Genomic DNA, 19,004 nt, shown 5'->3' with positions numbered 1-19,004 from the left:
GATGAGCGAGATCCCTCTCTACGACTGGATCGGCTTCCACGTCTTCCTGCTGCTGCTCTTTGTAGGGGAGTTCCTCATGCTCCGCCGCAAACAGACGCCTGCGCGCGCCGTCTGGGCGACCTGCATGTGGGTCGGCGCGGCTCTCGCGTTTGCCGGGTATGTCTGGTACACCCTGGGCAGCCCCTACGACATCGAATTCATCTCAGGCTATGCCATCGAAGAGTCACTCTCAGTCGACAATCTCTTCGTCTTTCTTCTGCTCTTCCGCGAGTTCCACATCGAGGGTCCGCACCAGCGCCGGGTACTCTTCTGGGGAATCCTCGGAGCAGTCATTATGCGTGCGGGCTTTATCGGCCTCGGCATCGAGCTACTGGAACACTTTGCGTGGGTCACCTACATCTTCGGAGCCTTCCTCCTCTTCGCCGCCGTACGCCTGCTGATGCCGCACGGTGAAAAGAAACCCGGCAAACCCGCGTGGACAAAGTGGGTCGAACGCATCATTCCCGTCTCCAGCAACCAGTCAAGGTTCTTCCTGCGTGAACAGGGCAAGGTGCACCTGACCATGCTCTCGCTGGCGCTCATCGCCATCGCCTTCACGGACTTCGTTTTCGCGCTCGACTCTATCCCTGCCGTGCTCTCCATCACGCGGCACCCGTTCATCGCCTACAGCTCCAACGTCATGGCGGTGATGGGTCTGCGCTCGCTCTACTTCCTGCTGGCGCACCTTCTCGAAAAGCTCGCCTTCCTGCACTACGGCCTCGCCGCAGTGCTCGGCTTCGCCGCCTTCAAGATGCTCGCGGCAAATTGGATCGAGGTCTCCGCTCTGGTCTCGCTCGCTATCATCCTTGGCCTGCTTGGCATCACCATCGTGATCTCATTACTGCTGCCGAAGAAGCACGCTACCGCCTGAGGAACACCCAGCCTTCAAACTTTGTCATCCTGAGCGAAGCGAAGGACCTGCTTTTTCGCTGCTGCACACAGTGCAGCCAATTCGCACCGCAGGTGCGAATGTCTTGCTTAAGGGGACGGCTTTCAGCCGTCCCATACAAACGCCAACAGAGACAGCGGTTTTAACCGCTGAGGGCAAATCTATTCCCCAAAAGATGCCCTCAGTGGCTAAAGCCACACCCTTCCCAAGTCTTCTGCGGCACGGCTGAAAGCCGTGCCCTTAAACAAAACATTCGCGCCTTGCGCGAACGAAAAGCAATCCCTAGGACACTCGCAGTTAATTTCTTACATACCTAAGCGTTGCGGGGGTTCACCCCAACGAACAAAGTTCGTTGGGGACCCCGAGGTGGGCACCCGGTGTGGGTTCAACTACTCAAAACCAACGACACTACCACGCAACACCGAATGCTTCCCAAACTTCACATCATCCCGTTGCGGAAAATCATTCCGAAAATGCGCTCCACGGCTCTCTTCCCGCGCCAGCGCCGCGATCACAATCATCATCGCAATCGCATGCAGATTCCGCGCCTCGACGCATCGCCGCGTCTCTCCTGCAGGCAACACCATCGCCTGAAGCTCAGCCTTCGCTTCGCGCAGTCGCGCTGCATCGCGTAGCAGCCCGGCCTTCTCCCACATCAACGCACGCAGATGCGTAATCCAGGCCTCGACATCTCCCACGTCGCTGCCCTCCTGAACCGAGGACGGAACAACAGCCTTTGAAGCCCGGGGCTCCCCACACTCCTCGACCATCGCCTCCGCGGCCAGAGCTCCAAAGACCAGCCCCTCGAGCAATGAATTACTCGCCAAACGGTTCGCTCCGTGCACACCAGTGCAGGCACACTCACCTGCCGCATACAAGCCCGGCAGCGACGTTCGCCCGTGCGTATCCGTACGCACACCGCCCATCAGGTAGTGCGCCGCCGGCCGTACCGGAATCAGATCCCGCCCCAGCTCAAATCCGTATCTCTCCAGGAACGCCGATATACCCGGGAAACGCCCCTTCAGGTCCTTCTGCACATGACGCATGTCGAGATAGACCTCGCCCGTCAGACCCTCACGTGTGATCGCACGCGCCACCACATCGCGCGGGGCAAGTTCTGCCAGCTTGTGATACCGCGGCATGAAGCGCTCCCCTGCCGCATTGCGCAGATAGGCTCCCTCACCGCGCAGAGCCTCTGACAGCAGAAAGCGCGGTGCTCCCCTCTGCGAAAAGGCCGTGGGGTGAAACTGGTAGAACTCCATATCGCTGAGCGCGGCACCCGCGCGCCATGCCATCGCAATGCCATCGCCCGTCGCCACCGCAGGATTCGTCGTATCGCTGTAGACCTGTCCCGCACCACCGGAGGCAAGCAGCACCGCACACGCCTCCACCACACGCGTCTCACCCTGCGCATCTTCCAGCACCACACCGCGGATACCGTCCGTATCCGCCCGCAACAGATCGATCGTCGTGACGAACTCACGCACTTCAATGCCTGAATTCGCTGTCACCATCCGTAACAGCGAACGGGCGATCTCCCAACCGGTGGCGTCACCATGCGCATGCAGAATGCGCGATCGCGAGTGCGCACCTTCGCGAGTCCGCATCAGCTCGCCCTGTTCGCGATCGAACTCCGTCCCCCAAGCCAGCAGCTCTTCCACGCGGGCTGGCCCCTGCTCTACCAGCACCTGAGCGGCCTCGCGGTTTACCAGGCCATCGCCTGCCATCACCGTGTCATCCAGATGCTCGGCGACGTCCTCGGCACCGCCCATGGCCACGGCAATGCCGCCCTGCGCATAGGCCGTGTTCGACTCGGCCATCTTTTCCTTGGTCACCACCAGTACGCTGCCGGCCTTTGCCAGCGTCATCGCTGCCCGAAGCCCGGCGATTCCAGCGCCCACCACAACAAAATCAAAACGTTCCGCGGCACTCACCCTCACAGGGTACGCTTCTGATCGCGATACCATAAAGCTGTGCCAGTTATCGCAGTAAATACGCCTACGGCGAACTACAACGTCGTCATCGGCCGCGGCCTTCTGCCAACGCTCTCCCGCCGCATCGCCAAACTCACCGGTTCTCCCTCGACACGGCTCTTCGTCGTCACGACTCCTGAGATCTGGAAGCTGTGGCAGCGAAAGTTCCTCGCCTCCTTCCCCAAGGACGCGAAGCCCGTCGTGCTGCTGCATCCCTCCGGCGAGTCGCACAAGCGCTTCGCAGCGGTTGAGAGCCTTCTTGAGCATCTCGCCGAGAACAAGGCCGACCGCGACTCCGTCCTCATCGCCCTTGGCGGCGGTGTGATCGGAGACATCACCGGTTTCCTGGCGGCCATCTACATGCGCGGCATCCGCTTCATCCAGGTGCCCACCACGCTGCTCGCACAGGTGGACTCCTCGGTCGGCGGCAAGACCGGCGTCAATCTGCGAGCCGGCAAAAACCTCGTCGGCAGCTTCCATCAACCCCTTGGCGTCTTCATCGATATCGACATCCTCAAGACTCTGCCCCCCGCCGAGCTGCGCGCCGGTCTGCAGGAGTCTGTCAAAGCCGGTGTCATCCGCATGCCGCGTCTCTTCCGCTACATGGAGTCGGAGTCGAAGGCCATTCTCAAAGGCGATCCCAAAGCTCTTGAAAAGGTCGTCACCGCTTCCGTGAAGATGAAGGCAGAGGTCGTCGGCATCGACGAGCGCGAGAACGGCCTGCGCATGATCCTCAACTTCGGTCACACGCTTGGACACGCCATCGAAGCAGCCACGAAGTACAAGCAGCTTCTGCACGGCCAGGCCATCGCCTGGGGCATGATCGCCGCTACCCTGATCTCCGTGGAACGCGGCATACTCCCTGAGGCCGACGCCATACGCATCGTCAATACCGTGCTTGCCTACGGCCCGATCCCGAAGTTTCGCGCACCGGTGCAGCAGATCGTGGATCTCACCGGCTCCGACAAGAAGAACCGCTCCGGTCAACGCCGCTTCATCCTTCCCGTCTCCGTCGGCAAGGTAGAGATTGTCACCGATGTCACCGAGGCGGAGATGCTGCACGCCACCGAGCAGACACTCAAACTCATGCAGGAGCGCGGAGCATGAGCGCAACCGGAGCGCAACCCGGGAAGAACATGACCGAGCAGCAGGCCGCCGCGGCCGTGCAGCAGATGTTCGACTCCATCGCGCCGAAGTACGACCTGCTCAACCATGTGCTCTCCGCCGGCATCGATCGCCGATGGTGGCGCCGCTGTGCCACCACCTTCCGCGATACCCTCACAAAGCCTGAGGCAGCCGTCCTCGATCTCTGTTGCGGCACCGGCGACATGACCTCCGCCTTACTGGCGCTTCGGCCCTCACCCGCCGAGCAGATGATGGCCGTCGACTTCTCGCACGAGATGATCTCGCGTGGTATCGAAAAGCATCGCGGGCACAACGTCTGCTTCGTCGAAGCCGATGCTCTCAACCTGCCGATGCCTGACAACTCCTTTGACCTCGTCGTCTCCGCCTTCGGCTTCCGCAACCTCGCCAACTATGACGCCGGCCTGCGCGAGATCGCACGCGTGCTTAAGCCCGGCGGACAGGTCGGCATCCTCGACTTCAACCAGCCCGGCGGGCCGATTGGCAAGCTCTATGCTTTCTACTTCCGCCGCGTGCTACCGGCCATCGGGGCCGCCATCTCCCGCAGCGCATCCGCCTATGCTTACCTTCCCGCATCCGTAGGCCGCTTCCCCAAGCCCCCCGAAATGCTGCGCAAGATGGAAACCGCCGGATACACCCACACCACCTGGACCCCCTACACCTTCGGCATCGCCGGCCTCTATCGCGGAGCCAAACTGGGGTAGCGGAACCAGACTGGGATAAGCTAGAAGTCCCTCATGCCTGCCGCGGTCCAACCAGTCCCACCCACTGCCCAGCAGGCCGAAAAACGCCGCGCCGCGCTCAGCTCCGTCCTGGCGGCAGCGGGCATTACGGCACTAAAGCTCATCGCAGGCATCGCGACTCACTCACTCGGCATGCTGAGCGAAGCCGCGCACTCCGGCCTGGATCTCGCCGCCGCCGGCATCACCCTCTTCTCCGTCCAAGTCTCCGACAAACCCGCTGACGAAGATCACAACTTCGGTCATGGCAAGATCGAGAATCTCTCATCCTTCGTCGAGACCTTCCTCATGGGCGCATCCTGCCTCTGGATCGTCCTCGAAGCTGTCCGCCGCCTGTTGCATCCGGTCGAGGTTCACAGCAGCATCTGGCCCGTCCTCGTGCTGATCCTCTCCATCGCCGTCGACTACAGCCGCTCCCGGCATCTCTTTCGTGTCGCCAAACAGTCCGGCTCGCAGGCGCTCGAAGCTGATGCGCTGCACTTCAGCACCGATATCTGGTCCTCCGTCGCCGTTCTGGCTGGTCTCGCCGTAACCTGGGCCGGCAGCTACCTCCACATCCCCTGGCTGCATCGCGCTGATCCCATCGCGGCGCTCCTCGTCTCCGTCATCATTCTGCAGGTCAGCTACCGCCTCGCCCGCCGCACGCTCGACGACCTGATGGACGCAACTCCCACAGAGACCCGCCGCGAGCTTCTTCGCGCTCTCGCGCAAGTCCCCGACGTCCTCTCTGTCGACCAGGTGCGCGTGCGTCGCGCGGGCTCAGAGCATTTCGTCGATCTCACCCTGGCGCTTCCCCGCAACCTAACCTTCCAGCGCGCCGAGCAGGTCACCAAAGGCGCACGCGCCGCCGTACTGCGCATCGTTCCTGGCGCCGACATCGACATCAATACTGTGCCGACGGCCTCTGACTCCGAATCGGTCTTCGATCGCGTCAAAGCGGTAGCCGCGCGCCGCAATCTCAGCATTCACGATCTCAGCGTCCGCGAGATCAAAGACAAGCTCTACATCGAGCTCCACCTCGAAGTTCCGGAGATCATGCACCTCCGTGCCGCGCATGATCTGGTTACCAAGCTCGAGGCCGAGATGCGCCGCGAAGAACCCCGTATCGCCAGCATCCTAACCCACATTGAAAGTGAACCCGCGACCATCGAGCATACGGACGCCATTGCGCGAGACACGCAGCTCGAACGCGGCCTGCGCCGCGCCGCACAGGAGTTCCCGCAGATCCTCGATATCCATGACGTCCTGATCACCCGCACCGGCGACCACCTGCAGATCAACTGCCATTGCACTCTCCCTGACGATCTGCCCATGTCGGAGGTACATGCCATCATCACCGAAGTGGAAAGCCGCATGAAGCGCCAGCACCCTGAGGTCTCACGCGTCCTCATTCACCCAGAACCGGCAACCGACAACCGCCGTTGACCCTGCATCCCTCCAATGGCTGTATCCTGCCCCAATAGCTGTATCCTGAGCTGCATACCGTGAAACTGCGAACCACCATGATCCGCTTCTTCCGCATCCTGCTGGGTGCGGTCGCCATGATGACCGTAGCGCTGCTTTCGGCCTTTATCACCATGCGCCTCGCCATTCACGGCCGCGAAGTGCAGATCCCCAACTTCGCAGGCATGACCTATGAAGAGGCCGCAGCGAAGGCACGCGGCACCGGCCTGAACATGACGCTCGAAAACCGCTATTACTCCGCGGTTGTTCCCGCCGGACGCGTCCTGCAGCAGTACCCCGTAGCGGGAGTACGTGTACGGCGCTCCTGGCAGGTGCGCGTCACCCAGTCACTTGGACCGCAGCGCGTCACCATCCCCAACGCCGTCGGTATGCCACTGCGAGAGGCCTCGGTCACCCTTCGCCGCGGCAGTCTCGAACTCGGCTCGCTCGCTCACCTCCCCATCGCCGGCGAGGCAGATTATGTCCTGGCACAGTCGCCTCCACCCAATGCGGAAGGTGTAGACAAACCCGCAGTCAGCCTACTGCTCTCAGAAGAGGAAGACGCGGAGCCGAAGGCCTGGGTCATGCCCAACCTCTCCGGCCTCACGCTGACAGAGGCCGGCGCACGCGTCTCCGCCATGGGCCTGCACATTGCCTACGCCCAGGAAGCCGCCACAGCCATTCCCGCAATTCCCTCCGTCGGCGCCACACCCGCGCCACAACCGGTCAAGGTCATGGGCACAGTCATCGCCCAATCCCCCGCACCAGGCTCACGCGTCACCGCCGCTGACCCGGTAAAACTCACGGTCGTCCACTGAGACTACGGGCACCGATAGTCGCTCTTTATTTGCCATCCTGAGCGCGAGCGAAGGACCTGTTTATGCTGCATGCATTGCAGCCAGTTCGCACCACAGGTGCGAATGCTCGCTTTGAGGGACGGCTGTCAGCCCCCTGAGGGCAATCATCTGCAAGCCGCCACAAAACCCCTTATTCAAATTCTTCAATCCATTCAATTACCCCACCCGCAAATCACGGTCTAACAAAAAGTTCTCCATGGGTGGGGAAAAAGAATGGTCCTCCGTGCAAACTCTGGCAGGAGCGCGCCTGCGATGAACGTGCCAAAGCGAAAGAGGGCAAGGGCGACATGATCCCTCCTACACTTCAGCTCGATGCGGACGTCTTTCCAGCGGATAGCAAGACGCTTTCGAAAAATGATTCCATCTTTGCCTTCTTTAAATGGCGGTTTGCTTCCGATGAAGAAGTGGCCAGACTTCTACAGAACGGAAACGCAGATGCTCTGACCGTTCTATTCAAGCGGCACAGCCCACTCCTGTTTGGAATTGCTCGCCGCATTCTAAGGAATGATGCGGAGGCCGAAGATACCGTTCAACAGATATTCCTGGATGTCTACCGATCGATACAGCAATTCGATGCGGAGAAAGGGACGTTCAAGACCTGGTTGTTGATGTTTACCTACCAGCGAGTCTTCAACAGCCGCCGGACACAGCTCGCGACCAGATTCTTTGACACAGATCCCTTTGACGGAGAAGACGTTCCAAGACTTCCTGTTGCCAACGGACGCAGCTCAGGCGCCGAAAACAAAATTCTCGTCGAACAGGTCCTGCGGACGTTGCAACCACATCAACGACGCACGCTGGAACTTACCTACTACGAAGGTCTTACAGCAGAAGAGATCTCCGCGCGCACTGGGGAAAGTGTGCGCGTGGTTCGCCACAATCTCTACCGCAGCCTCGAGAGACTTCGCAAAGCCTTCTGCGAACACCATCCAGGCTACGCCGGCGAAAGGAAGACACGATGACGGGCACACACAAAGAATTTGAGAAGCTATGTGCTTTGGCCGCTGTCGAACAGCTTTCCGAAATGGACCGGCGGGACCTCAAGAACCATTGCCTTTACTGCGAAGGTTGCCGTCGCTGTCTTATAGAAGCAGAAGCTGTCAGCCAGGAATATTTTTTTCTCTTTGCAGCCCGCTCGGAAAAGACCGCCACCCTGCCGTCAGGCGCTCACGATAGATTTCTCCGACGCGCGTCAGCCCTTGGAATCCCACTATCGCATGCGTCATCAAGAAACTTAACAAATCGCCTTGTACTGCTACCAATAGGGGCGTTCGCGATCGCAGTCGTTACGCTCTTCCTGTGCAGAGCACTCATTACATCCCGAGATATTCCTCACGATATGCAGGCGAACAATCTGTCGAGCACGAGACAAATCTCACAGGCACCACTAGATCTCACCAGGGCCCGCACTCCAGCTTCTGTCGTTGCAAGCAGCCCCAGCAAACGCAGGCATACAACGGAAAGACTGACGCTACAGGTTAGCCACGTGAGATACCGCACGCAGTTCCAGTTCTCACCTCAACTGAACCTGATGGACGGCATCACAACCTCAAAAGAGCCACTTGTCTTCAAACTCTCGCACCCTGCGAATTGGGACACATTGCACCCAATTACCATCAAGACATTTGCTCTGACTTCGCTCCCTCAACTATGGGCTGATGATGATCCCTCCTCCTCGCGCGACAAGCACATCGCCCACTTTGATCTTCCCGCCCTCTTTCCTAAGAGCAACGGCAAAACGCAATAACGACAGATCACCCCGTAACGAGGCCCCTCATGCAGCAGGTAAGAGTACTTGTCTTTGTTTTAGCGAGTTTGAGCATCGGGAAGACGATAGCAGCGCAGGCAGGCCAGGCTCCCGGACATGCTCTTCCCATGGCGGGCATCGTCACATTCAGTTTCAACAGTGCCGTTCTTGGAACCGCAGAAGCACAGCGAGATCTCGACAGCCTGCAGAAGAAGCTCACGCCCCGTCAACAGCAATTACAAAAGCTGAGTGACGCGCTTGAAGTAGAGAAAAAGCAGCTCACAGAAGGCAACTCAAAGCTGACAGATGCCGAAAAAGCCCAGAGTATCTCGAGCATCAATTTGAAGGACAAGCAGCTCCAGCGTGAAGCCGACAACCTCAAAAGTGATTTCGAGACAGAATCGCAGCAAATCTATCAACGGGTAGCGCAGAGACTCTACGTATTTCTCCAGAAATACGCACAGCAACACGCTTACGCCGCGATTCTTGAACGTGGTTCCGACGCCGCACCAGTCGTTTGGTATGCCGCCGATAACCTCGATATCACCGAAGAGGTCGTGAAGGCATACGACCATCAGTCCGAAGCAGCAGCGACATCCCTGCCCGACAAACCTTCAGCCGATCGCCCGCAATCTCCCATCGCGAAGAGGCCCTGACCTCCATCCCAACCCTTAGTCAATTCTTCAATCATTCAATTTCCGCGCCGCAGCGGAAATTCATACCGGACCAGCAGCCCGCCCATCGGCGACTTGTGCGCAGAGATCGTTCCACCATTTGCCAGCACAGTCTGTCTTGCAATCGCCAGCCCTAAGCCAGCGCCCTTCGTTTCGGCAGAACCGTCAGACTCCGAGACACGCTGAAAGGGTTCGAAGATCGTCTCTTCCATCCCCTCCGGAATGCCCGGGCCATCGTCATAGATCTCCACCAGACCCACATCGCGGCTATCATCCACATGACTTTCGACCGTGATCACCCGTGCGAATCGAAGAGCATTGCGAAGCACATTATCGAAGGCGCGCTGCAACAGATCGGGATAGCCTTCGATCGCAAATGGCTCCTCCCGGACAAACGTGACTACCTTTCCCTGATGCTCGCCCTCAAACCGTGCATTTTCCACGGCCGCCGTCAGAACCCTTGAAACAAAAAATCTAGTCCGGTTCTGATCCATCTCATTGCCGCTCTCCAGGCGAGCAAAGAGCAGCAACTGCTGCACCAGAGCATTGAGCTGTTCCGACTCATCTTCAATTCGTTCCAGTTCCGGAGCATTCGTCGCTCCCAACCTGCGCTTGCAGAGCGCAAGAGCAATATTCAGGCGCGTCAGCGGCGAACCAAGCTCATGCGCTGCATGCGCCAGAAATGTCTTCTGTTGCAACACTAGCGACTCGATCCTTTCAGCCATCTCATTGAAGCCACGGCTTACCCTGCCGATCTCGTCGCGACGTTTTGTCAGTGCGGGCTTGAGGCGTACGCGAAGATCCCCGGTGCCAAACGCCTGGGTCGCCTCGGAGAGCAGCGTAATCGGCCGCGTGAAGTAGAGACTCAGTACCAGCGCAGCAATCGCAGAAAACGCGATAAAGCGCAGCAGCATAGCAAATCCGAACTTGGTCTTCGCACGCCTCGTGCCTGGATAAGGTAGCCTGGCGACAAATAGGGGCGATGTGTTCACGGCAGGGTCGGTCCGCACCGCAACAACCGTCTCGTCGATCGTCGCCATCACCATCGGGCTGATCCGGTTTCTCGCCCACTCCAGCAATTCAGACTCGCCGTACGGAAGCCTCACACCGCCCATTGCCGTAGCGGAGCCGTTAGATGACAGGAGATATCCGTTGAAACACTCTGGCCCCAGGCTTCCATGAAAGTCCTGCGCACTCTTCTGAACAGCGAGAGCTGCACACTCCTGTATCTTCGCGATCGGTAACTCTCGCGGCCGTTCGAACAACACCATCCTCGGCTCTCTACTGATGGGCAATACCAGCATGATCAGCAGGCTGCCCAGCAGAATCAAAAACCAGAAGGTGCGGAAAATACGGAAGAAGACACTCACGGGCCGGTTCCATCCTGTGGGAGCACATAGCTATATCCAAGGTTGCGGACACACTTGAAGCGATCTGTACCGTCCGGATGAACTCCCAACCGCTTCCTGAGGTTGTTCACCAGGTTGTCGATAGAGCGGTCGACACCATGCGGTTCGCGTCCGAAGATGCGCCGGATCAGGTCCTCCCGCGGACGCGCTTCACCAGGGCACTCCAGCAGAAGCCGCAGCAACTCATATTGACCTCCGGTCAGCTCTACCAGCCTGCCGCTACACGACACCGTACGAGAGCCCTCATCCAGGAAGAGATCGCCTACAAGTCTGTTTGAGCTCTCCACCGCAGCAGGTTGTGTCCGGCGCAGAATACTGCCAATTCTCGCGACCAGCTCTTCCGGCTGAAAGGGCTTCGTCAGATAGTCGTCGGCGCCATCGTTCAAACCATGGACGCGATCGCGCGTCGCTCCTCGCGTGGTCAGCATCAGCACCGGAGTCCGCGTGATCTCCCGCAGCCGCCGCAGTGTCTCAAAGCCATCGATGCCCGGCAGCATCACATCCAGCACGATGAAGTGAAACGGGCGTTCCGTCACGCGCTGAATCCCCTCTTCTCCACTGCGCGCGCACGTCACGCTGAAGCCTGAAGGTTCGCAGTACTCCGCCAGCAGCGCCCCCAGCGAGCGGTCATCGTCAATCAACAGAAGCGAGACACGGGCCCTCGGCGCTTGCACGTTTGCTGTCACGATAGAGCACTTCTCCTAAGGTGTAGTGTGCGGAGTTTTGGCTGTTTGCGTCCGTTTTCCGCGAAGAAAACGGCATTCGCAGATTTATCCAAAGTTACAGCATTAGGAGAAATGCTCTAGGTCGTCACCTGTTCTGATCGCGCGTCTCCACGAAGGGCGTCGTGTGGTCCGCAGAGCGAGATCTATGGTGATGCTCGTGCACCTCGCGCGGCGATCGAACTGCAATCCATTGCGCTCCGCGATCTGTGGTCCCGCGCAGGACCCCACCGACATAGTCTCCTCTTACGGTGCCTGCGCTGCCTCCAACGAACGATACGCTCATCCCATCCACATGCACCGGAACCGTGCGGCGCGAGCCCCGCAGGGGGAGAAAATCATTCATATCCGCAGCGGTGACCGCACTTAATTGCTGACCTGCGGAGACGATGCGGAAAGTGCTGCGGTGTTTGTCAGTCGGTGACGTACCCCATACCACGGTCCAGGCGCCTTCCAGCAGGTCCGGTTGCAGCACCTGCGCCTTGGCTTCCTCCGGTTGCACCATACTTTGAGACGTTGCAGGCGCGACGGGTTCAAGCGGCCGGTTAAAACCAAGCAACGCGACAACCGCGGGGATGAAGCACGCCACGGCAATCCGTAACCCATACGGATGCTCTTTTTGTAGAAACCTGGTCATCTCAAGAGGAGGTCGGGGTAACAGAACGCACTTCAGAGGGAATGAGTTCCTATACAAACCGATCGCTGTGTATAGGACGCGCTCTCTCAGAATTTGATCCGTTTTCTTTTCAAGCGTCGACACTTCACGACATTCGATCCTCCCGGGAATTGGTTTGTCGTGAATCGTCGTCTACACCTTCCGTTTCCCAGGGCGGGCCGTCGATAGACGCAGGTGCCCGTCTCCTCATCTTCCCTTCAGCCCCAAACGTACGGAAGATGACAAAGCACCTGGCAAACCATCACAGATCGGACTTCTGATTCATGTTGAAATGTGCCGCTTCGGCCTTCCTTCTCGTCTCGACGACTGCATTATCTGCACAACAGGCCGGCGTCGTGGCTGCTTCACTCGAGCTTCCGGACGCGCCTGCTCCCCAATTCCAGACGTCACCACTCCAGGCATCCACCTCGCAAGCACTCGCCGCCCTGCCCGCAGGCTCAGCACAGATCTCAGGTTCGGTTTTCGACAGCACAGGCGCCATCGTTCCCGGCGCCGAGGTCACCCTGCTTAACGAAGCAGGCGCTCCAGTGCGATCCACATCGGTCGATGCCAGAGGAGGATTCCTGTTCGCTCGACTACCCGCCGGGCGCTACATGCTCCGCATTATCTGCAATGGCTTTGCTCCCTATGCCTCGCCGGCATTCGATCTCTCCGGGGAGCAGACTTACGTTCTACCTGACATCTCGCTCTCCATCGCATCGACCAACACAGAGATCACCGTCCTTCCCACGGAGGTCATCGCCGAGGCTCAGATCAAAGCCCAGGAGCAGCAGCGGGTCTTCGGCGTTGTTCCGAACTTCTACACGAGCTTCGAACCTCATCCCGTACCGATGACGACAAAGCAGAAGTTCCAGCTTGCAACCCGCGACACGCTCGATTGGACATCGTTCATCGGTGTCACCGTCAGCGCCGGAGTCGAACAAGCCAACAACTCCTATGCCGGCTACGGCCAGGGAGCCGCCGGGTATGCCAAACGCTGGGCGGCACGCTTTGGAGACGGCCGCATCAGCGACTACTTCGACCACGCCATCTACGCCTCACTCTTTCACCAGGATCCCCGCTACTTCTACCAGGGCACCGGTACCACCAAATCCCGCGTCTATCACGCCATCGCCAGCGCCTTCGTCGCCCGCAGCGACAGCGGCACGATGATGCCGAACTACTCTTACCTTCTCGGAGCCATGACCTCGGGAGCGCTCTCCAACCTCTACTATCCCCATGCCGATCGTGGTTGGGACCTGGTCTTCACCAACGCAGCCATCGGCATCGGCGGCAGAGCCATGGGCGCAGTTGCACGAGAACTTCTCGGAAGAAAAATCACCAAACACGTACCGGGTAAGGATGTCCCCTACACCGACCCGGCCAACACGCCATCAGCCAAACACTAGCTATTACGCGATGTCGACAAATTGACCTCGGAACTGGGTGCCCCATCCATCGCAACGCGATGGGTGGGATATCTCGCGAAGCGAGACCGCTTTCTGACCTTGGTGCCGGAAGAATTATGTGGGAGAAGAAGCAGATTTCTCCGCTCCCGTTGGTCGCTGCGAAATGACAAACAAAAGCAGTCGCGCACAGCGCGATACCCCACACTAAGCCCCAGCGAACAAGTTCGCCGGGGACCCCATTTCTTCGCGATAAAACCGCGAAGAATGGGGCAACTAGAGTATTCGCTAGCTCAATTCGCTCCGACGGGAAGGACCTTATTCAATCCTTCAATCATTCAATTCCTGCAAGCGCTTGCTCCAGATCCGCGAGGATATCCTCAACATCCTCACACCCCACTGACAAACGGATCAGCCCATCCGTAATCCCCAGCGCATCGCGCTGCTCCTGAGTCATTGCCGCATGGGTCATCGAAGCCGAGTGCGAGACCAGCGTCTCCACTCCGCCCAGAGACTCCGCCAGATAGCAAAGTTTCAACGACCGCACAAACGCATTCGCTGCTTCCTTGCTTCCGAGCTCGAATGACATCATCGAACCGAATCCCTTCTGTTGACGCACCGCGATCGCATGTCCGGCATGCGACGGCAACCCGGGATAAAACACCTGTTTCACCTTCGGATGTTTCGACAGGAACTCCGCCACCACGCGGCCATTCGTATCGTGCTGCCGCATTCGCAATGCCAGCGTCTTGATACCGCGCAGCACCAGGTAGCAGTCGAACGGCGCCAGGATGCCGCCGGTACATTTCTGGACAAACTCGAAGCGCTCCTTATGCTCCGGCTTTGTTCCGATCAGCACACCACCCAGTCCATCCGAATGTCCATTCAGGAACTTGGTCGTCGAGTGCATCACGATATCCGCCCCCAGCTCGATCGGGCGCTGGAGGTACGGCGATAGAAACGTATTGTCGATCGAGAGCTCTACGCCATGGCGATGAGCCACCTCCGCTACCGCGGCGATGTCCACAATCGACATCATCGGATTCGTTGGGCTCTCGATATGCACCAGCCTGGTCGCAGGCGTAATCGCAGCCTCCACCTTCGCCGGATCACCGGCGTCCACATAGGTAAACGTGAGTCCATAGTGAACAAAAATCTTGTCGAAGAGCCGCGCTGTTCCGCCGTAGATGTTCTCGCTGCAGACCACATGATCGCCGGCCTTCATCATCGTGCACAGAGCCGCAATCGCAGCCATACCGCTGCCGAAGACATGGCCGCTGGTTCCGCCTTCGAGCTTCGCCAGGCTCTCCTCCAGCGCTGAACGCGTCGGATTGTCCAGCCGGGCATACTCCCAGCCTTTGTTCTTGCCGATCTCCTGCTGCTGATAGGTGGAAGTGAGATACACCGGTACATTCACAGCACCGGTCAACTCATCCGGCTCCTGACCGGCATGAATTGCCTTCGTGGAAAACCCCTGGTAGTCCATCGTCGCGAACACGCCTTACTTGCTGGATTTGTCTGCTGCCGCGGCTGCTCCCGAGACCTTCGGGTAGTAGCCGGTACGGGTACGCACCGTCAGCTTGTTGAAGCCTTTGTACTTGGCATCTACATGCACCTGACGGTAGCCGCCAAGCGCAGGCGACTTCGTCGAGTGGTAAGTAATCGTGTACTGCTCGCGAATATCCTTGGCCATCTGGTCGGCAACCGAATCTACTTCCTGCAGATTGCGCGGGAAGAAGGCGATGCCGCCTGTCTGTTCCGCCAGACTCTCCAGCACGCGCTTCGCGTGGCGGCTCTCGCGCTTATCCGTGTCCTTGCCGAAGAGCAGACCGACAGCGTAGATCACCGGCCCGTCCAGCTCCTGGATACGCGCAATCGCATCCTCAAGCGAGGTCGCCGAGGCGTTATCCTCACCGTCCGTCACCACCAGCAACACCTGCTTTGGCTGTTTGGCATTCTTCGCCAGGTAGTCCGCCGAGGCCAGCAGCGCGTCATACATCGCCGTTCCGCCGGAAGACTTCACGTAGTTCAAGCCCTGCTCCAGCTTGGAGATGTCGCTGGTAAAGTCCGTATCGATATACGGCTCGAACGAAAAATCCACCAGGAACGCTTCATCCTTGGGATTCGAAAGTTTGATCAACCGCACCGCCGCCTTGTTCACGGCGTCCCGCTTGTCGTACATCGATCCCGAGCTGTCAATCAGGATTCCCATCGAGACCGGAAGATCCTCCTGCCGGAACGAGTTAACCGTCTGCGGAGTTCCATCCTCGAAGACATGGAAGGCATCCTGCGGCAGTGTCAGGATGGTGCGTCCATTGCCGTCCAGCACGGTCGCGTTCAGGCGCACCTCGTAGGCATCGCGGTGCAGTACATAGCCGCCCTTGCCGCCGGAGATCTTGTCTGTAGGCGCGCCTCCAGGCCCCACCGGCGCAGTCGATTGCGCGGGAGCCGTTTCTGGATCCGGCGACGCGATCGGATCCCGGTCCACTGTCAAAGAAGGCTGCTGTTGTGCCCAGCCCGCCGTGAAACTTCCAACTGCCAGGATGGCGCCAAAAACCTTAGTCCGCAGGTGCATAGTACCCCTGTCGATTATGCACGGTCAGAGGGGGTAGTCCGGGCGGTGGGTTGAGTTTCACCTTCAATTTGCGCCAGGTGCCGTCATGCTTCAGGTCGCCCGGTCGGAAGCCGACAACGTACTCGTTGCGCAGTTCCTGCGAGATACGGGCCGCGATATCGCCCAGTTCAGCGACGTCGGTCACGCGGAACATGCGCCCGCCGGTCATCTCGCAGATGTCGTTCAGCATGATGGGACCGGCAATCTCCTCCGGAGTCGAGGCATACGTATCGAAGATGCCGATGGAATAAATCTGCACGTCGCTCTCACGCACGGCCCGGCGCAGCTCCCCTTCCGTATAGCGGCTGCGGTTATCGCCGCCGTCCGAAATAATCAAAAGCGCCTTGCGGTCATACTTGGCATCTTTCAACTTATGCAGGCCCAGGTAGACGGCATCGATCAGCGCCGTCCGGCTCTCCGGTTTCATCATCGCCATGCGGGCTTCGACGTCATCCACATTCGAGGTGTTGTCTACCACCACGGCAGGACGGTCATTGAATGCGACCACAAAGAATTCATCCTCAGGATTCGAGGTCCGCATAAATGCACTCAACGCCTTGCGCGCCCGCTGAAACTTCGACCCCATGCTTCCGCTCATATCGAAGATGATCCCGATGGTCACCGGAGCGTCATCCAGCGAAAAGGTACGGATCTCCTGCGGCTGGTTGTTCTCATAGACCCAGAAGTTTTCCCTCTCCAGGCCGGTCACCAGACGGTTCATTGGGTCGGTTACCGTCATCGGCACCAGCACAAGGTTGACCGAGACACGGATGCTGGCGCCGCGCGGGGCAGAAGCCGCCTCACGGGCGACATTCTCTCCCCCCTCAATTACCTTTTTCGGCTCAACCGGCGGCTTCGGAGGTGGAGGCACCGCGGTATTCACGTCTCCCAGGGGATTCTCCTGCGCCCACATGCTCGCGCACAGCGCCGTACCCATTACGAGCAGCACTGCCAGGCGGCGCCATATGCGCTGCCCACGCTCCAGCCGACCCTTGAGCCCTAGACCCGCCACCGTTAGCCTCGCTCCGGAGATCACCTCCAGGAAGTACGAGTGTAATCCACCGTTTTCCTGTTTGACGCATCCCCCGGTGAAATCGCAGCCTCTCATTCCATGATCGGGAAAACCGGCCCCCGCACTGTCAACAAAATGTCATTCCCTAGCCCGATATTCGCTGCAGACCGTCTTAAACCATTCAATAATTCAACGATTCCACTATTCAACCGGGCCGCAGGTCCCTGCGGCCCCCAAGTACAATCTCTCCTAGAACCTAAAGATTGGAGTGTTGCCTTCCGCACGCATGGCTCGCATTTACCCGTTCCGCGCCTTTCGTTATAACCCCGCCAAGGTCAAGCTGGAGGATGTCGTCACCCAGCCTTATGACAAGATCACCCCGGAGATGCAGGACCGCTACTACGCGAGGAACCCGCTAAATCTCATCCGTGTGATCCTGGGTAAACACTTCCCCGGCGATACCGAAGAGGGAGAGAACGTCTACACCCGCGCCGCCGATACCCTCAACGCGTGGCGCAAGGACCAGGTGCTCGTCGAAGAGGCGGAACCGGCCATCTACGGCTACTCGCAGGTCTATACCGTCCCCGGCACCACCGAAACACGTGAGCGCCGCGGCTTTATCGCCCTCGGCCACCTCTACGATTACGCCGATCAGGTGGTCTATCGCCACGAACAGACCTTCCCTAAGCACAAGTCCGATCGCCTGGCGTTGTTCAAAGCCACCCGTGCCTACTGCGAGCAGATCTACATGCTCTACAACGACCCCGGCTTCAGCGTGGAGCGCCTTCTCTTTGAGAACGGCCCCGCCCCCGATCAGGCCGTCGTCGACGACTATGGCGTCCTCCACAAACTCTGGAAGATCACCGACCCATCCCTGATCCGCATCATCGTCGGCGCCATGCAGGACAAGAAGCTCATCATCGCTGACGGACATCACCGCTACGAGACCTCGGTCGCCTACTCCAAGGAGCGCGCCGCCGAGCTCGGTCTGCCTTTCAATCCTGCTCCGGGCTCTGAAACCGCCGGCGCCGATGAGGCAGAAAAGCTGCACGTCACCGCCACGGATCTGCCCACGCCGGCCTACCCCGAAGCTGCCATGATGATGACCTTCGTCAATATGGCCGCCCCCGGAATCACCATTCTGCCGACGCACCGCGTGCTCAATGGCCTGCAGAACTTCTCGGCCGATGATCTACTCGCCAAGGCTGGTCCGTACTTTGACGCCGCTCCGCTGAACGGCAGCAACCATGTAGCCCTCAAGGCTGCGCTCGATGCCACCGAAGGTGTAGCCTTCGTCGCTGTCACCGCCCATGGAAGCTGGCTGCTCACCGCAAAATCTGAGGCCATTGCTCCGAAGCTGCAGGAGTTTTCTCCGCGCCAGCGCCAGCTCGATGTCGTCCAGCTCCATGGCCTGCTCTTTGCGCAGATCCTCGGTCTCTCGCAGGAACAGGTGACGAAGCTGGGCAATGTGAAGTACCTTCGCGAAGCATCCGAGGCCGTGGAACTGGTAAATAAAGGCGAGGCAGACGTTGCTTTCCTTACCAAGCCGGTAACGCTGCAACAGCTCCGCGATGTCGCCTTCGCGAACGAAGTCATGCCGCAGAAGTCCACGGACTTCTATCCGAAATTGCTGAGCGGTCTTGCCATCTATGCCCTGGATTAGAGCATTTTTCCTGTTGTT

Annotated in this window: 17 protein-coding genes; 10 read left to right on the top strand and 7 right to left on the bottom strand. The window is 59.1% G+C overall.

The genetic code is table 11. From position 1 onward, the window contains the following. The first annotated feature begins 1 nt into the window (after position 1). Positions 2–910, top strand: a complete 909-nt coding sequence (locus FTW19_RS06365; RefSeq protein ID WP_147646844.1) for a TerC/Alx family metal homeostasis membrane protein — start codon at positions 2–4, stop codon at positions 908–910. Between the two features lie 407 nt (positions 911–1,317). Here FTW19_RS06365 and nadB read toward each other — a convergent pair whose 3' ends face one another. Then, on the bottom strand, positions 1,318–2,868 hold the full coding sequence (nadB, locus tag FTW19_RS06360) for an L-aspartate oxidase (protein ID WP_348641842.1): 1,551 nt from the start codon (positions 2,866–2,868) through the stop codon (positions 1,318–1,320). A 33-nt stretch (positions 2,869–2,901) separates the two neighbouring features. Here nadB and aroB point away from each other — a divergent pair, with 33 nt between their 5' ends. From aroB to FTW19_RS06325, 7 genes are all read left to right on the top strand, one after another. Further along, positions 2,902–4,008, top strand: a complete 1,107-nt coding sequence (gene aroB / locus FTW19_RS06355; protein ID WP_147646842.1) for a 3-dehydroquinate synthase — start codon at positions 2,902–2,904, stop codon at positions 4,006–4,008. Then, complete coding sequence (gene ubiE, locus FTW19_RS06350) at positions 4,005–4,748, top strand: bifunctional demethylmenaquinone methyltransferase/2-methoxy-6-polyprenyl-1,4-benzoquinol methylase UbiE (RefSeq protein ID WP_147646841.1); 744 nt, start codon at positions 4,005–4,007, stop codon at positions 4,746–4,748. Before aroB ends, ubiE begins: the two co-directional genes overlap by 4 nt. A 33-nt stretch (positions 4,749–4,781) precedes the next feature. Next, positions 4,782–6,209, top strand: coding sequence for a cation-efflux pump (locus FTW19_RS06345; RefSeq protein WP_147646840.1), 1,428 nt, complete (start codon positions 4,782–4,784; stop codon positions 6,207–6,209). A gap of 59 nt (positions 6,210–6,268) precedes the next feature. Then, entirely contained in the window at positions 6,269–7,045 is a 777-nt protein-coding gene (locus FTW19_RS06340; protein ID WP_147646839.1) for a PASTA domain-containing protein, read from the top strand. Between the two features lie 326 nt (positions 7,046–7,371). Next, positions 7,372–8,046, top strand: coding sequence for an RNA polymerase sigma factor (locus FTW19_RS06335; protein WP_147646838.1), 675 nt, complete (start codon positions 7,372–7,374; stop codon positions 8,044–8,046). Next, positions 8,043–8,831 (top strand): hypothetical protein, encoded by a 789-nt coding sequence (locus FTW19_RS06330; protein ID WP_147646837.1) that lies wholly within the window; start codon positions 8,043–8,045, stop codon positions 8,829–8,831. Before FTW19_RS06335 ends, FTW19_RS06330 begins: the two co-directional genes overlap by 4 nt. A gap of 29 nt (positions 8,832–8,860) precedes the next feature. After that, positions 8,861–9,487: an OmpH family outer membrane protein gene (locus FTW19_RS06325; protein WP_147646836.1), complete on the top strand. Its 627-nt coding sequence runs from the start codon at positions 8,861–8,863 to the stop codon at positions 9,485–9,487. A 35-nt stretch (positions 9,488–9,522) separates the two neighbouring features. Here the strand turns inward: FTW19_RS06325 and FTW19_RS06320 are convergent, their stop codons facing one another. The 3 genes from FTW19_RS06320 to FTW19_RS06310 form a co-directional block, all read right to left on the bottom strand. Continuing rightward, positions 9,523–10,875 carry an ATP-binding protein gene (locus tag FTW19_RS06320; RefSeq protein WP_147646835.1) on the bottom strand — a complete coding sequence of 451 codons (1,353 nt, stop codon included), beginning with the start codon at positions 10,873–10,875 and terminating at the stop codon, positions 9,523–9,525. After that, on the bottom strand, positions 10,872–11,600 hold the full coding sequence (locus FTW19_RS06315; RefSeq protein ID WP_147646834.1) for a response regulator transcription factor: 729 nt from the start codon (positions 11,598–11,600) through the stop codon (positions 10,872–10,874). The genes FTW19_RS06320 and FTW19_RS06315 overlap by 4 nt, the downstream gene beginning before the upstream one ends. Before the next feature lie 124 nt (positions 11,601–11,724). Continuing rightward, entirely contained in the window at positions 11,725–12,225 is a 501-nt protein-coding gene (locus FTW19_RS06310) for a hypothetical protein (protein WP_187143327.1), read from the bottom strand. A 350-nt stretch (positions 12,226–12,575) separates the two neighbouring features. Here FTW19_RS06310 and FTW19_RS06305 point away from each other — a divergent pair, with 350 nt between their 5' ends. Further along, positions 12,576–13,700 carry a carboxypeptidase-like regulatory domain-containing protein gene (locus FTW19_RS06305; RefSeq protein WP_147646832.1) on the top strand — a complete coding sequence of 375 codons (1,125 nt, stop codon included), beginning with the start codon at positions 12,576–12,578 and terminating at the stop codon, positions 13,698–13,700. Between the two features lie 331 nt (positions 13,701–14,031). Here FTW19_RS06305 and FTW19_RS06300 read toward each other — a convergent pair whose 3' ends face one another. From FTW19_RS06300 to FTW19_RS06290, 3 genes are read right to left on the bottom strand one after another with little or no spacing between them, the layout of a single operon-like run. Continuing rightward, entirely contained in the window at positions 14,032–15,195 is a 1,164-nt protein-coding gene (locus FTW19_RS06300) for a trans-sulfuration enzyme family protein (RefSeq protein WP_246153604.1), read from the bottom strand. 3 nt (positions 15,196–15,198) lie between these two features. Continuing rightward, positions 15,199–16,272 (bottom strand): VWA domain-containing protein, encoded by a 1,074-nt coding sequence (locus tag FTW19_RS06295; RefSeq protein WP_147646831.1) that lies wholly within the window; start codon positions 16,270–16,272, stop codon positions 15,199–15,201. Next, the gene (locus FTW19_RS06290) at positions 16,256–17,419 is read right to left on the bottom strand and encodes a VWA domain-containing protein (protein WP_246153603.1); all 1,164 of its coding nucleotides are present in this window, start codon (positions 17,417–17,419) and stop codon (positions 16,256–16,258) included. Before FTW19_RS06290 ends, FTW19_RS06295 begins: the two co-directional genes overlap by 17 nt. A 190-nt stretch (positions 17,420–17,609) precedes the next feature. Between FTW19_RS06290 and FTW19_RS06285 the strand changes: the two genes are divergently transcribed. Next, the gene (locus FTW19_RS06285; protein WP_147646830.1) at positions 17,610–18,986 is read left to right on the top strand and encodes a DUF1015 domain-containing protein; all 1,377 of its coding nucleotides are present in this window, start codon (positions 17,610–17,612) and stop codon (positions 18,984–18,986) included. Positions 18,987–19,004 lie beyond the last annotated feature (18 nt).

The organism is Terriglobus albidus (assembly GCF_008000815.1).
In the GTDB taxonomy this organism is placed as follows: Bacteria; Acidobacteriota; Terriglobia; order Terriglobales; family Acidobacteriaceae; genus Terriglobus; species Terriglobus albidus_A.
Note: the sequence above shows the minus strand (reverse complement) of the source record. Positions and strands in the feature narration are given on the sequence as shown.